Origin of the sequence: Pseudomonas sp. BLCC-B112, assembly GCF_028550695.1 — a bacterium.
GTDB classification, from domain to species: domain Bacteria; phylum Pseudomonadota; class Gammaproteobacteria; order Pseudomonadales; family Pseudomonadaceae; genus Aquipseudomonas; species Aquipseudomonas danubii.
This window is the reverse complement of the sequence record NZ_JAQQGK010000005.1, coordinates 515,222-528,274: the sequence shown is the minus strand read 5'-3', so window position 1 is coordinate 528,274 and position 13,053 is coordinate 515,222. Positions and strand designations below refer to the sequence as shown.

Below are 13,053 nucleotides of genomic sequence, written 5' to 3'. Positions count from 1 at the left end.
CTCCTGTCCGGTCGCGGGTTATTCAGGGATGAACTTGGCGCTGACGTAGGGGGCGTAGTCCGGCAGTACCGCCTCGACCTTGCCTTGTTCCTTGAGGAACACCGCGGTGTCGGTGATGGCCTTGGTGGTCGGGGCGCCGAGGCTGAGCACCTGGTCGGCGGCCAGTGGGTAGACGTTGCCTTGCAGCAGCAGCGGGATATCGCTGGCCTTGGCCCCGGAGAGCTTGACCAGCTTGTCGACGTTGCCCTGGTTGGCCAGCCAGGCTTGCGGGTCCTTGCGGTACTGGGCGTAGGCCTCCAGGGTCACCTTGGCGAAGGCGCTGACGATTTGTGGGTGCTTCTCGGCAAAATCCTTGCGCACGATCCAGGCGTCGAAAGTCGGCGCGCCGAACTTGGCCAGCTCACCGGAGGTGATCAGCACCTTGCCGTTTTCCTTGGCCACGCCCAGGGCCGGGTCCCAGACGTAGGTGGCGTCGATATCGCCGCGCTTCCAGGCGGCGATGATCGCCGGTGGCGCGAGGTTGAGGATCTGCACTTTAGAGGGGTCGATGTTCCAGTGCTTCAGCGCCGCCAGCAGGCTGTAGTGGCCGGTGGAAACGAAGGGCACGGCGACTTTTTTACCGATCAGGTCCTGAGGGCTGTTGATCGCGGAACCGTCGCGGGCCACCAGGGCTTCAGCGGCGCCGATCTGGGTGGCGATGAGGAAGGTTTGCACCGGCACCTTGCGGGTGATGGCGGCGGTCAGCGGGCTGGAGCCTAGGTAGCCGATCTGCACATCGCCGGAAGCGATGGCGGCGATGACGTCGGCGCCGTTGTCGAATTTGCGCCAGTTGATCTTGGCCTGGGTGGCTTTTTCATAGCTGCCGTCGGCTTGCGCGACCTTGGCCGGGTCGACGGTGGTCTGGTAGGCGACGGTGACGTCGGCCGCCTGGGCAAAGAAACTCGCAGCGGCCAGGGACGCGGCCGCCAGGAGGCGAAGGGGGAAATGCAGTTTCATGGGGTGCTCCTCATAGGCGGCCGGTGATCGGCGTGGGAGGAGACTAAATGATCTAAGAATGCAGAAATAAATAACTTATTTGCATTAGCTTATGAGGTGAAATTCGTGGCCGTAGCCAGACAAGTGTTACGGCGAGGGCGCCGGCTCTCGTCGGGCTGCAACGCGGCCCCCAGCTCAGGCCACGCGCTTATGCAGGAATACCCGGTCGCCAGGTTTGGCAGGGGCTGCGCCGCGGACGGCCGGCCGACCTAGCGGGAGCAGGCGCCCTCGCCATGGCCCTAGTTGCTGATGGCCAGGATGCTGGCCTGGTAGGCGCCGACGAACACGTCGAAATCACCCACTTCGTTTTGCTCAAGCTCGGTCTGCTGCTCCAGGGATTTGCGAGCCGCGTCTTCGAAGGCGGCTTGCTCTTCCTTGCTCAGGGCCTGGCTGCGGAAGTGCTCGGCATGCACCTGGCTCTGGCGCAGGGAGAACTGGCTGAAGCTCTCCTTGTGCTCGCTCATGGCCGCCAGCACCTGGGCCGATGGGGTCAGGGATGAATCCTTGACCTTGGCCAGCTGGGCGTCCAGGGCCTTGCTGTGCACGTTGCTGCCGTGGCTCTGGTCGAGCAGGGCAGCCAGTGGCGCGATCTGCTCCAGCAGTTCGGCGGCCCATTCCTTCATCTCCACCGGCTGGCCCTGGCGTTGCAGTTGCAGGCCCGGACGCCGGCCTTCCTTGACCACGGCGAGGAAGTTGGAGGTGGCGTTGCCGCACTCGTTGTTCTCGAACAACGGGCTGTCGTTGAGCGCGCAGTACAGCAGGAAGGCGTCGAGGAAGCGGGCTTCCTGCAGGTCGATGCCCAGGGGCAGGAACGGGTTGATGTCCAGGCAACGCACTTCGACGTACTGGATGCCCCGGGCCATCAGCGCCTGGATCGGCCGCTCACCGGTGTAGGTCACGCGTTTGGGGCGGATGTTGGAGTAGTACTCGTTTTCGATCTGCAGGATGTTGGTGTTCAGTTGCACCCACTCGCCATCCTTGTGGGTGCCGACCGCCACGTAAGGCGCGTAGGGCGTGGCCACGGCCTTGCGCAGGCTGTCGGTGTAGCTGTTCAGATCGTTGTAGCAAGGGGTCAGGCCGGCCTGAGCCTGGCTCTGGTAGCCCAGGTCGCTCATGCGCAGGCTGGTGGCGTAGGGCAGGTACAGGGTCTCGGCGTCCAGCTGTTCCAGCTGGTGCGAGCGGCCGCGCAGGAAGCCCGCGTCCAGGGCCGGCGAAGCACCGAACAGGTACATCAACAGCCAGCTGTAGCGACGGAAATTGCGGATCAGCGCGATATAGGCCGAAGACTGGTAGTCCCGGTCGCTGCCGACGAAGCCTTCGGCTTGCTTGAGCAGCGGCCACAGCTGTTCCGGCAGGGAAAAGTTGTAGTGGATCCCGGCAATGCACTGCATGGTCTTGCCGTAGCGCAGGGCCAGGCCCTTGCGGTACACGTACTTGAGCTGACCGATGTTGGAGGTGCCGTAGTAGGCGATCGGGATGTCTTCCTCGGCCGGCAACGGGCACGGCATCGATGGACTCCACAGGTACTCGTTGCCGAGCTTGCTGTAAGCGAAACGATGAATCTTGTCGAGGCTGGCCAGGGTGTCCGCCGGGTCCGTGAGGGCCGGGGTGATGAACTCCAGCAGCGACTCGGAATAGTCGGTGGTGATCTGTTCGTTGGTCAGCGCGGAACCCAGTTCTTCCGGGTGCGGGGTCTGTGCCAGGCGGCCTTCGCCGGTAACACGCAGGCATTCACGTTCGATACCGTGCAGGCACTGCTCGAGCAGGGAGAGGTTAGCGCGCTCGCCGAGCAGAGCCAGGCGGCGGTTGAGAAGTTCGCTCAAGTTGGATTCCTTCACGCGTCAGTCGCCCCAATATGGGGGTGGGCAGGACGGTCTACAAGGGTGAAGTTAAAACTGGCGTTTTCGCCTGGTTTTTGAGTCAAGCCGACTCGCTTGAAAACGCCAATCCTTCATCCCTGAATCTGGCTTTAGCGCAGGCAAAAAACTCCGACGCCGCTTTCGCAGCGCCGAAATTAACCCAAATTCATGACAGGGAGCTATAGGACGGCGAAGGTGCCTTGTGCTTTTGCGACCAGTTTGTCGCCCTGGATCACGTCCGCTTCCACCACCAGGGTACGGCGGCCGGGGTGGATCACCTTGGCCCGGCACAGCACTTCACCCTCGGCCACGGCGCGGATGTAGTTGATCTTGCACTCGATGGTGGCGCTCTGCTGGTCAAAGCCGTGGGTGCTGGAACAGGCCAGCCCCATGGCAATGTCCACCAAGCTGAAGATCGCCCCGCCGTGCAGCTTTTGCCCGCGATTGCGCAGCTGCGGGGTCAGCTCCAGGGCGACGTCCGCCTCGCCGGTTTCCAGGCGTTGCAGGCGGCAGCCGAGCAATTGGCTGAAGGCGCTTTCGGTCAGGCCGGCAGGGATCTGCATCAGCGTTTCTTCAACTGCTTGGCGTTGGCGAACAGCGAGGCCATGGCGTTGTTGCTCGGGGCGGCCGCGGTGGTTTCCTTGCGTGGTGCGTTGCCCTGGGAGGAGCGCGGCGCCGAGCCTGGACGGGAACCGCGAGCGCCGTCGATCTTCTCGCCCGGGGTGTCGCTCATGCGCATCGACAGGCCCACGCGTTTACGCGGAATGTCGACTTCCATGACTTTCACTTTCACCACGTCGCCGGCCTTCACCGCTTCACGCGGGTCCTTGATGAACTTCTCCGACAGCGCCGAGATGTGCACCAGGCCGTCCTGGTGCACGCCGATGTCGACGAAGGCACCGAAGTTGGTGACGTTGGTCACCACGCCTTCGAGGATCATCCCCAGTTGCAGGTCCTTGAGGTCTTCCACGCCGTCCTGGAACTCGGCGGTCTTGAACTCGGGGCGCGGGTCGCGGCCGGGCTTGTCCAGTTCCTGGAGGATGTCGGTGACGGTGGGCAGGCCGAAGGTTTCGTCGGTGAATTTCTTCGGATCCAGGCGCTTGAGGAAGCCGCTGTCACCAATCAACGAGCGAATGTCGCGGCCGGTGTCGGCGGCGATGCGCTGCACCAGTGGGTAGGCTTCCGGGTGCACCGCCGAGGCGTCCAGCGGGTTGTCGCCGTTCATGACGCGCAAGAAGCCGGCGGCCTGTTCGAAGGTTTTCTCACCCAGGCGCGCGACCTTTTTCAGCGCGGCGCGGGTCTTGAAGGCACCGTGTTCGTCGCGGTGGCTGACGATGTTCTGCGCCAGGGTCGCATTCAGGCCGGAGATCCGCGCCAGCAGGGCCACGGAAGCGGTGTTGACGTCGACGCCGACGGCGTTCACGCAGTCCTCGACCACGGCGTCCAGGCCGCGGGCCAGTTTCAACTGCGACACGTCGTGCTGGTACTGGCCGACACCGATGGATTTCGGATCGATCTTCACCAGTTCCGCCAGTGGGTCCTGCAGGCGGCGGGCGATGGATACGGCGCCACGGATCGACACGTCCAGGTCCGGGAACTCCTTGGCCGCCAGCTCCGAGGCCGAGTACACCGATGCACCGGCTTCGGACACCATGACCTTGGTCATCTTCATGGCCGGGTATTTTTTGATCAGTTCGGTGGCCAGCTTGTCGGTCTCGCGGCTGGCGGTGCCGTTGCCGATGGCGATCAGGTCCACCGAGTGCTTGGCGCACAGCGCGGCCAGGATGCCCAGGGTCTGGTCCCACTTGTTGTGCGGCACGTGCGGGTAGACGGTGGCGTGATCCAGCAGCTTGCCGGTGGCATCCACCACCGCCACTTTGCAGCCGGTGCGCAGGCCCGGGTCCAGGCCCAGGGTGGCGCGCGGGCCGGCCGGAGCGGCCAGCAGCAGGTCGTGCAGGTTGTGGGCGAAGACGTTGATCGCCTCGGTTTCCGCGTTGTCGCGCAACTCGCCCAGCAGGTCGGTTTCCAGGTGGGTGTAGAGCTTGACCTTCCAGGTCCAGCGCACCACTTCACCCAGCCATTTGTCGGCGGGGCGGTTCTGGTTCTGGATGCCCACGTGCTGGCCGATCATGCCTTCGCAGGGGTGCATGGTGCCCGGCAGCTCGTCACCGACTTTCAGCGCGGAGCTGAGAATGCCTTCGTTGCGGCCACGGAAAATCGCCAGGGCGCGGTGCGACGGCATGCTTTTCAGCGGTTCGTCGTGTTCGAAGTAGTCGCGGAACTTGGCGCCTTCCTCTTCCTTGCCGGCGACCACGCGGGCGCAGAGGGTGGCTTCCTGCTTGAGGAAGTTACGCAGCTTGTCCAGCAAACCCGCGTCTTCGGCGAAGCGCTCCATGAGGATGTACTTGGCGCCTTCCAGGGCGGCCTTGACGTCGGCCACGCCTTTGTCGGCGTTGACGAAGCGGGCGGCTTCGGCTTCCGGAGTCAGGCTTGGGTCGTTGAACAGGCCATCCGCCAGTTCGCCGAGGCCGGCTTCCAGGGCGATCTGGCCCTTGGTGCGGCGCTTCTGCTTATAAGGCAGGTACAGGTCTTCGAGGCGGGTCTTGGTGTCGGCCAGCTTGATGTCGCGAGCCAGCTCCGGGGTCAGCTTGCCCTGCTCTTCGATGCTGGCGAGGATGCTGATCCGCCGTTCGTCGAGTTCTCGCAGGTAGCGCAGGCGCTCTTCCAGATGACGCAGTTGAGTGTCATCGAGGCTGCCGGTGACCTCTTTCCGGTAACGGGCGATGAAGGGCACGGTGGAGCCTTCATCCAATAGAGCGACGGCCGCTTCGACCTGTTGTGGGCGTACGCCGAGTTCCTCGGCAATGCGGCTGTTGATGCTGTCCATAAAACCACCTGACAAATGTGTGAAAGCAGGCCCGCGGGCACGAAAATAAGGCCCGGCGAGTCTGGTTGAGCGGCCTGGCCCGCGCCGCCACCTGGATCAAAAGGCTGGCTGTTGACCCGTGAAATCGAAAAAATACTGCCGGCCCAGGCAAATAAAAAAACTGGCCGCAGGCGTACTGATCAGATATTGCCCAACACAAAAGGCGGCGCATTATACCCAGCGTTACGGTCTTCGGGGTGATGGCCAGCCTCAGGCCGACAGCGGGTTTGCTGGCGATAGAGGAAAAATCTGCTAACAATGCACACGGTGCGTATAACGGCAGCTACGCCATAATGCGCACCGAGATTAGAGGAGCATCCAATGAGCAGCACTGCACAAACTGCTGAAGGCGAAAAAATTCTTATTGTTGACGACGATCCGGGGCTGAGCAGCCTGCTGGAGCGTTTTTTCGTCAGCAAGGGCTACCGTGCCCGCGCGGTACCGAACACCGAGCAAATGGACCGTCTGTTGGGTCGCGAAGTGTTCAACCTGGTGGTCCTCGACCTGATGCTGCCCGGCGAAGACGGCCTGACCGCCTGCCGCCGACTGCGCAGTGCCAACAACCAGATTCCGATCATCATGCTCACCGCCAAGGGCGACGAGCTGAGCCGCATCAAGGGCCTGGAGCTGGGTGCCGACGATTACCTGGCCAAGCCGTTCAACCCTGACGAGCTGATGGCCCGGGTCAAGGCCGTGCTGCGTCGTCAGTCGGCTCCGGTGCCGGGTGCGCCGGGCAGCGAAGACGAAAGCGTGACCTTCGGTGACTACGAACTGTCCCTGGCCACTCGTGAACTCAAGCGTGGCGATGAAGTGCACATGCTCACCACCGGTGAGTTCGCGGTACTCAAGGCCCTGGTGATGAACGCCCGCCAGCCGCTGACCCGCGACAAACTGATGAACCTGGCCCGTGGCCGCGAGTGGGATGCCCTGGAGCGTTCCATCGACGTGCAGATCTCCCGCCTGCGGCGGATGATCGAGCCCGATCCTTCCAAACCGCGCTATATCCAGACCGTCTGGGGCGTGGGTTATGTCTTCGTGCCGGATGGCACCGCGACCAAGTGATAGGTGATTTGTAGGAGCGAACGCCCGGGCCGGTAACGACCCGGGCGTTCGCATTCCGCAACTCTGCGAGCGCGAGTCGCTCCTGCAAAGTGTGTAGTGGCTGTTATGAAAACCCCGCTGTGGTTCCCCCAGAGTTTCTTCTCCCGCACCCTGTGGCTGGTGCTGATCGTGGTGCTGTTTTCCAAGGCATTGACCCTGGTTTATCTGTTGATGAACGAGGACGTGCTGGTGGACCGGCAGTACAGCCACGGCGTGGCCCTGACCCTGCGCGCCTATTGGGCCGCCGACGAATCCAACCGCGACCAGATCGCCGAAGCCGCAGGGCTGATCAAGGTGGTGGGCAGCGGTGTGCCGGCCGGCGAGCAGCATTGGCCCTACAGTGAGATTTATCAGCGCCAGATGCAGGCCGAGTTGGGTGCCGACACCGAAGTGCGCCTGCGCATGCATGCACCGCCGGCGCTCTGGGTGCGGGCCCCGAGCCTGGGGGATGGCTGGCTCAAGGTGCCGCTGTATCCGCATCCGCTGCGGGGGCAAAAGATCTGGAGCGTGCTGGGCTGGTTCCTGGCCATCGGCCTGTTATCCACCGCCTCGGCGTGGATCTTCGTCAGCCAGCTCAACCAACCGCTCAAGCGCCTCGTCTACGCTGCCCGGCAACTGGGTCAGGGGCGCAGCGTGCGCCTGCCGATCAGCGATACGCCGAGCGAGATGACCGAGGTGTACCGCGCCTTCAACCAGATGGCCGAGGATGTGGAGCAGGCGGGGCGTGAACGGGAGCTGATGTTGGCGGGGGTGTCCCACGACCTGCGCACGCCGCTGACCCGCTTGCGCCTGTCGCTGGAGTTGATGGGCGCGCACACCGACCTGACCGACGACATGGTGCGGGATATCGAGGACATGGACGCCATTCTCGATCAGTTCCTGGCCTTCATCCGCGACGGCCGCGACGAGTCGGTGGAAGAGGTGGACTTGAGTGATCTGGTGCGTGAGGTGGCCGCGCCCTACAACCAGAACCAGGAGCGGGTGCACCTGCGCCTGGAACCGATCCAGCCGTTCCCGCTGCGTCGGGTATCGATGAAGCGTCTGCTCAACAACCTGATTGGCAACGCCTTGAATCACGCGGGAACGGATGTCGAAGTGGCGGCCTATGTGTCCGGTGACACCAATGCGCCGTATGTGGTGCTGAGTGTGATGGACCGCGGCGCGGGGATCGATCCGTCCGAACTGGAGGCGATCTTCAACCCCTTCACCCGTGGCGACCGTGCCCGGGGTGGCAAGGGCACCGGCCTGGGCCTGGCCATCGTCAAGCGGATTGCCGCCATGCACGGCGGCAACGTCGAACTGCGCAACCGTCCCGATGGCGGCCTGGAAGCGCGAGTGCGCTTGCCTTTGGGCTTGTTGCTGCCACGCGATGCGGACTGATCACCTGTAGCCGCTGCCGCAGGCTGCGATAAGGGCCGAAGGCCCTTGCGCGGCCCGCAAGCGCGACTGCTGCGCAGCCGGTCACAGCCTGCGGCAGTGGCTACAGGGGCCGCCGATCGAGCGTACCCCTTAGCCTTTACCCTTGGTCCGGGTCATGTTCGGCCCGCCATTTTTCTCGATGTGTTCGATGATGATCCCTGCCACATTCTTGCCGGTGGTGGTTTCGATGCCTTCCAGGCCTGGCGAGGAATTGACTTCCATCACCAGCGGCCCGTGATTGGAGCGCAGGATATCCACCCCCGCCACGCTCAGGCCCATGACCTTGGCTGCCCGCAGCGCGGTCATGCGTTCTTCCGGGGTGATCTTGATCAGGCTGGCGCTGCCGCCACGATGCAGGTTGGAGCGGAACTCCCCCGGCTTGGCCTGGCGCTTCATCGCCGCGATCACCTTGTCGCCCACCACGAAGCAGCGAATGTCGGCGCCGCCGGCTTCCTTGATGTACTCCTGGACCATGATGTTCTGCTTCAGGCCCATGAAGGCCTCGATCACCGATTCCGCCGCAGTGGCGGTTTCACACAGCACCACGCCGATGCCCTGGGTGCCTTCCAGCACCTTGATCACCAGGGGCGCGCCGTTGACCATTTCGATCAGGTCGGGAATGTCGTCCGGCGAGTGGGCAAAGCCGGTCACTGGCAGGCCGATGCCGCGCCGCGACAGCAGTTGCAGCGAGCGCAGTTTGTCCCGGGAGCGGGCGATGGCCACCGACTCGTTGAGCGGGAAGACTCCCATCATTTCGAACTGGCGCAGCACCGCGCAGCCATAGAAGGTCACCGAGGCACCAATCCGCGGGATCACCGCATCGAAGCCTTCCAGGGGCTTGCCGCGGTAGTGGATCTGCGGCTTGTGGCTGGCGATGTTCATGTAGGCGCGCAGGGTGTCGACCACTACCATTTCATGGCCACGCTCGGTGCCGGCTTCGACCAGACGACGAGTGGAATACAGACGCGGGTTACGCGACAGCACAGCGATCTTCATGCAACACCTGTGGCAGAGGTAGTGGATACCGGGAACACCGGTTTGTCTTGTACGTATTTGATGCCCGGATTGACCACCAACTGGCCGTCGATCAGCGCCTTGGAACCCAGCAGCAGGCGATAGCGCATGGCCTTGCGGCAGGCGAGGGTGAATTCCACCCGCCATACGCGATCGCCCAGGGCCAGGGTGGTGCTGATCACATAGCGCACCTGAGCCTGGCCGTTGGAGCTTTTAATGGTTTTCATCGCCACCAGCGGCGCTTCGCAACGCCGGTGACGCAACTGCACCACACTGCCCAAGTGGGCATTGAAACGCACCCACTGTTCACCGTCGCGCTCGAAGGGCTCGATCTCGGTGGCATGCAGGCTGGAGGTACTGGCCCCGGTATCGATCTTGGCGCGCAGGCCGGCCACTCCCAGATCAGGAAGCGCCACCCACTCGCGCAGACCGACAACGGTCAAATGGTCAAAAGTCTTCAAATAGGGGAAATCCGCAATTAGCTTTTCCAGGCCGCGACCGGAACCTCGGCCAGGGCTTTGAATGCAGGTTTGGCGAACCAGTAACCCTGCATCAGATAAATTCCACAGTCGCTGAGAAAGTCCCGTTCACCAGCGCTTTCAATGCCTTCGGCAATGACTGTAACGCCCAACTCCGCACAGATTGTGACAATCCCGCGAACGATCGCCTGGCGTACGCGATCCTGGTCGACATCGCGAATCAGCGCCATGTCGAGCTTGATCAGGTCGGGTTGGAAATTCGCCAGCAAGTTCAGCCCCGAGTACCCCGCGCCGAAGTCATCGATGGCGGTCTTGAAGCCGAATTCGCGGTATTCACGCAGAATATGGGTCAAATGGCGACTGTTATCTACGTGCTGGCTTTCCAGGGTTTCGAAAATCAGCCGGTCCAGGGGAAAGTGCTGGGCGCGGGCGGCTTCCAGGGTCGTGCGGATGCACAGTTCCGGACGGTACACGGCGTTGGGCATGAAGTTGATCGACAGGTGGCTTTGCATCCCCATCTGCGCGGCCGTGGTGATGGCCAGGGTCCGGCAGCGCTGGTCGAAACGATAGCGGTTGCTGTCGTCGACCTGGTCCAGCACGGTGTGGGCGCCTTCGCCATTGACCCCGCGCACCAGGGCTTCATGGGCAAAGATCGAGCGGTCGCGCAGATCGACTATGGGTTGATAGGCGAAGGAAAAATCGAAGCCCAGTGGCGGGCTTTTTTGGCAGCCTTCGCAGCGGTTGTCCGGCGAGGTCAGGGAAGTGGGGAAATCAGTCACGGGGACTCCTCGCGTGTCAGGACGCAACCTGGGTTATTTTAGGTGAGTGGCAGGATTTATGAGAGCCCGTAGGCGGGCCGTACAGTTGCGACATTTTTCAGCAAGAGGAATTCCAGTGGCGCACAAGCAGGAAGAAGAGGACAAGGTTCGTCTGGATAAATGGCTGTGGGCGGCGCGCTTCTACAAGACCCGCGCCCTGGCCAAGGCGGCTATTGAAAGCGGCAAGGTGCATCACCGTGGCGAGCGCTGCAAGCCGGGCAAGGAGCCGCGGGTAGGTGACGAGTACCAGATTCGCGCCGGCTTCGACGAGCGCACCGTGGTGGTCCAGGCGCTTTCCATCGTCCGTCGTGGCGCGCCCGAAGCGCAGACGCTCTACACGGAAACCGAAGCCAGCATCGCCAAGCGTGAAACCGCAGCGGCCCAGCGCAAGGCTGGCGCCCTGGGGGTCAGCACCGACGGCAAACCGAGCAAGAAGCAGCGCCGTGATCTGTTCAAGTTCCACGGCAGCAGCCACGAGTGAAAGCGTAGGAGCCGGCTTGCCGGCGAAGGCGTCATCAAGGGGCCATTCGCCGGCAAGCCGGCTCCTACAGGTCTGATCAGCGCAGCAGGCTGCTGGAGCGGACCACACTCATGCGCGAGAGCACCGGCATCCGGGTCATCAGCTTGAATAGCGGGTGTGTCAGGCGCAGCAGGAAGTTCGACATCCGTGCCGCATACGGCGTGTAGTAGCCCCAACCCAAGGCCAGCACCGCCAGCAGCACGCCGCCGATGTAGTCGTCCTGGCCCCAGTGCGCGCCCGCCACCAGGCGCGGCATCATGAACAGCAGGGTCAGGCCCCAGACGATCAGGAACTGGCCGACGCTGCGGCTGAACATGCCCATGAACAGGCCCCAGATCAGTAGCACTGAAGCGTGGTCGCCGGGGAAGCTCTGGCTGGAGCGGTCCTTGAGTTCCCAGGTCTTTTCCCAGCCGGGGAAGTAGTCGCTCATGTGCACGGCACCTTCGAGCACCATGGACGGGCTGTTGTGTTGCCAGTTCATCAGCGCCACCAGCTTGGAAAACAGCGCGCGAATCACCACCATAAGAATCAGGATCGACAGGAAGCCGAAAAACGCCCGGCGCACGTCCACCGCCTTGAACACCCAATCACCGCGAATCAGCAGGCCGAGCATGATCAGCCCCACCACGATATCGAAGGGGCGCAGGCTGGCCACGGCCCAGATGTGCAGCCAGGTGGAGTTTGTTGCAAGGGGAGTGTTGAGGTGACGGAACAGCCACTCGTCGAACATAAGGCAGTACATCTGCCCGGTTGGCCACAACCAGAATCCCAGCAGGGCCAAAGGGAGTAAATTGCACAGAACCAGCTTGCCGAGGTTCCACCTTGCTTGGAACAAACCCGGATTGTTCATAAAATATCTCCAATCACCGCAAAAACTGCACCTTCATGGTGCAAAACCGCAATTTTCGGTGCTTGTAACCTTTTTGTCATCATTCAGATACCCAGACCTATGACTGATTTGCCGGATACCGACTTCACTCAACGCTTCATCTTTGATGAGAGCGACGCCCGCGGCGAGCTGGTGGCGCTGGAGCGCAGTTACGCTGAAGTCCTCGCCAAACATTCCTATCCCGAGCCGGTGGCACAACTGCTCGGCGAGCTGATGGCGGCGGCATCGTTGCTGGTTGGCACCTTGAAGTTCGATGGCTTGCTGATTCTCCAGGCCCGCTCCGAAGGCCCGGTGCCGTTGCTGATGATCGAGTGCTCCAGCAACCGCGAGATACGCGGCCTGGCTCGCTACGACGCGTCGCAGATCGCCCCTGACGCAACCCTTGCCGACATGATGCCCAACGGCGTCCTGGCCCTGACCGTGGACCCGACCCAGGGCCAGCGTTACCAGGGCATCGTCGACCTGGACGGCGCCACCCTGGCCGAATGCTTCACCAACTACTTCGTCATGTCGCAGCAGACCGGCACCCGTTTCTGGCTCTACGCCGACGGCCGCAATGCCCGCGGCCTGCTCCTGCAACAACTGCCTGCCGACCGCCTGCGCGATCCGGAAGAACGCGAAGCTAATTGGCAGCACCTCACCGCCCTGGCCAGCACTTTGACCGCCGATGAACTGCTGAGCCTGGACAACGAAACCGTGCTGCACCGCCTGTACCACGAAGAAGCCGTGCGCCTGTTCGACGTGCAACCGCTGCGCTTCCGCTGCAGCTGCTCCCGCGAGCGTTCGGGCAACGCGCTGGTCAGCCTGGGGCTCGAAGATGCTCAGGAACTGGTGGTGGAACATGGCGGCAGCATCGAGATCGATTGCCAGTTCTGCAACGAGCGTTATCTGTTCGATGCCGCCGATATCACGCAATTGTTTGCCGGTGCGGGCGTCGACACGCCGTCAGATACTCGTCACTAAAACGGTTCAGCGCAGGTAAATCACCTGGCA

12 protein-coding genes are annotated in these 13,053 nt (G+C 62.8%); 4 read left to right on the top strand and 8 right to left on the bottom strand.

Annotation, left to right across the window (positions count from 1 at the left end):
- Positions 1 to 18 precede the first annotated feature (18 nt).
- The 4 genes from tauA to PQT43_RS16265 form a co-directional block, all read right to left on the bottom strand.
- Positions 19 to 996: a taurine ABC transporter substrate-binding protein gene (gene tauA, locus PQT43_RS16280; protein ID WP_102882184.1), complete on the bottom strand. Its 978-nt coding sequence runs from the start codon at positions 994 to 996 to the stop codon at positions 19 to 21.
- Between the two features lie 278 nt (positions 997 to 1,274).
- The gene (gshA, locus tag PQT43_RS16275; RefSeq protein WP_102862654.1) at positions 1,275 to 2,858 is read right to left on the bottom strand and encodes a glutamate--cysteine ligase; all 1,584 of its coding nucleotides are present in this window, start codon (positions 2,856 to 2,858) and stop codon (positions 1,275 to 1,277) included.
- A 215-nt stretch (positions 2,859 to 3,073) separates the two neighbouring features.
- The gene (locus PQT43_RS16270; RefSeq protein ID WP_011058654.1) at positions 3,074 to 3,457 is read right to left on the bottom strand and encodes a PaaI family thioesterase; all 384 of its coding nucleotides are present in this window, start codon (positions 3,455 to 3,457) and stop codon (positions 3,074 to 3,076) included.
- Complete coding sequence (locus tag PQT43_RS16265; protein WP_272754301.1) at positions 3,457 to 5,781, bottom strand: Tex family protein; 2,325 nt, start codon at positions 5,779 to 5,781, stop codon at positions 3,457 to 3,459. Before PQT43_RS16265 ends, PQT43_RS16270 begins: the two co-directional genes overlap by 1 nt.
- A gap of 360 nt (positions 5,782 to 6,141) precedes the next feature.
- Between PQT43_RS16265 and ompR the strand changes: the two genes are divergently transcribed.
- Positions 6,142 to 6,882, top strand: a complete 741-nt coding sequence (gene ompR, locus PQT43_RS16260; protein WP_016966992.1) for an osmolarity response regulator transcription factor OmpR — start codon at positions 6,142 to 6,144, stop codon at positions 6,880 to 6,882.
- A gap of 105 nt (positions 6,883 to 6,987) precedes the next feature.
- Positions 6,988 to 8,301, top strand: a complete 1,314-nt coding sequence (locus PQT43_RS16255; protein WP_016966991.1) for an ATP-binding protein — start codon at positions 6,988 to 6,990, stop codon at positions 8,299 to 8,301.
- 129 nt (positions 8,302 to 8,430) lie between these two features.
- On the opposite strand, the gene rimK is transcribed toward PQT43_RS16255, so the two are convergent.
- From rimK to rimA, 3 genes are read right to left on the bottom strand one after another with little or no spacing between them, the layout of a single operon-like run.
- Positions 8,431 to 9,336, bottom strand: coding sequence for a 30S ribosomal protein S6--L-glutamate ligase (rimK, locus tag PQT43_RS16250; RefSeq protein ID WP_007931744.1), 906 nt, complete (start codon positions 9,334 to 9,336; stop codon positions 8,431 to 8,433).
- Complete coding sequence (rimB, locus tag PQT43_RS16245; RefSeq protein WP_007931742.1) at positions 9,333 to 9,815, bottom strand: retropepsin-like aspartic endopeptidase RimB; 483 nt, start codon at positions 9,813 to 9,815, stop codon at positions 9,333 to 9,335. The genes rimK and rimB overlap by 4 nt, the downstream gene beginning before the upstream one ends.
- Positions 9,816 to 9,832: 17 nt before the next feature.
- Positions 9,833 to 10,612: a S6 modification regulatory phosphodiesterase RimA gene (gene rimA, locus PQT43_RS16240; protein WP_102882181.1), complete on the bottom strand. Its 780-nt coding sequence runs from the start codon at positions 10,610 to 10,612 to the stop codon at positions 9,833 to 9,835.
- A gap of 115 nt (positions 10,613 to 10,727) precedes the next feature.
- On the opposite strand from rimA, the gene PQT43_RS16235 reads away from it, so the two are divergent.
- Positions 10,728 to 11,132, top strand: a complete 405-nt coding sequence (locus PQT43_RS16235) for an RNA-binding S4 domain-containing protein (protein WP_016966989.1) — start codon at positions 10,728 to 10,730, stop codon at positions 11,130 to 11,132.
- 76 nt (positions 11,133 to 11,208) lie between these two features.
- On the opposite strand, the gene PQT43_RS16230 is transcribed toward PQT43_RS16235, so the two are convergent.
- Entirely contained in the window at positions 11,209 to 12,021 is an 813-nt protein-coding gene (locus PQT43_RS16230; RefSeq protein ID WP_102862658.1) for a phosphatase PAP2 family protein, read from the bottom strand.
- 99 nt (positions 12,022 to 12,120) lie between these two features.
- Between PQT43_RS16230 and hslO the strand changes: the two genes are divergently transcribed.
- Positions 12,121 to 13,023, top strand: a complete 903-nt coding sequence (gene hslO / locus PQT43_RS16225) for an Hsp33 family molecular chaperone HslO (protein WP_102882179.1) — start codon at positions 12,121 to 12,123, stop codon at positions 13,021 to 13,023.
- Positions 13,024 to 13,053 lie beyond the last annotated feature (30 nt).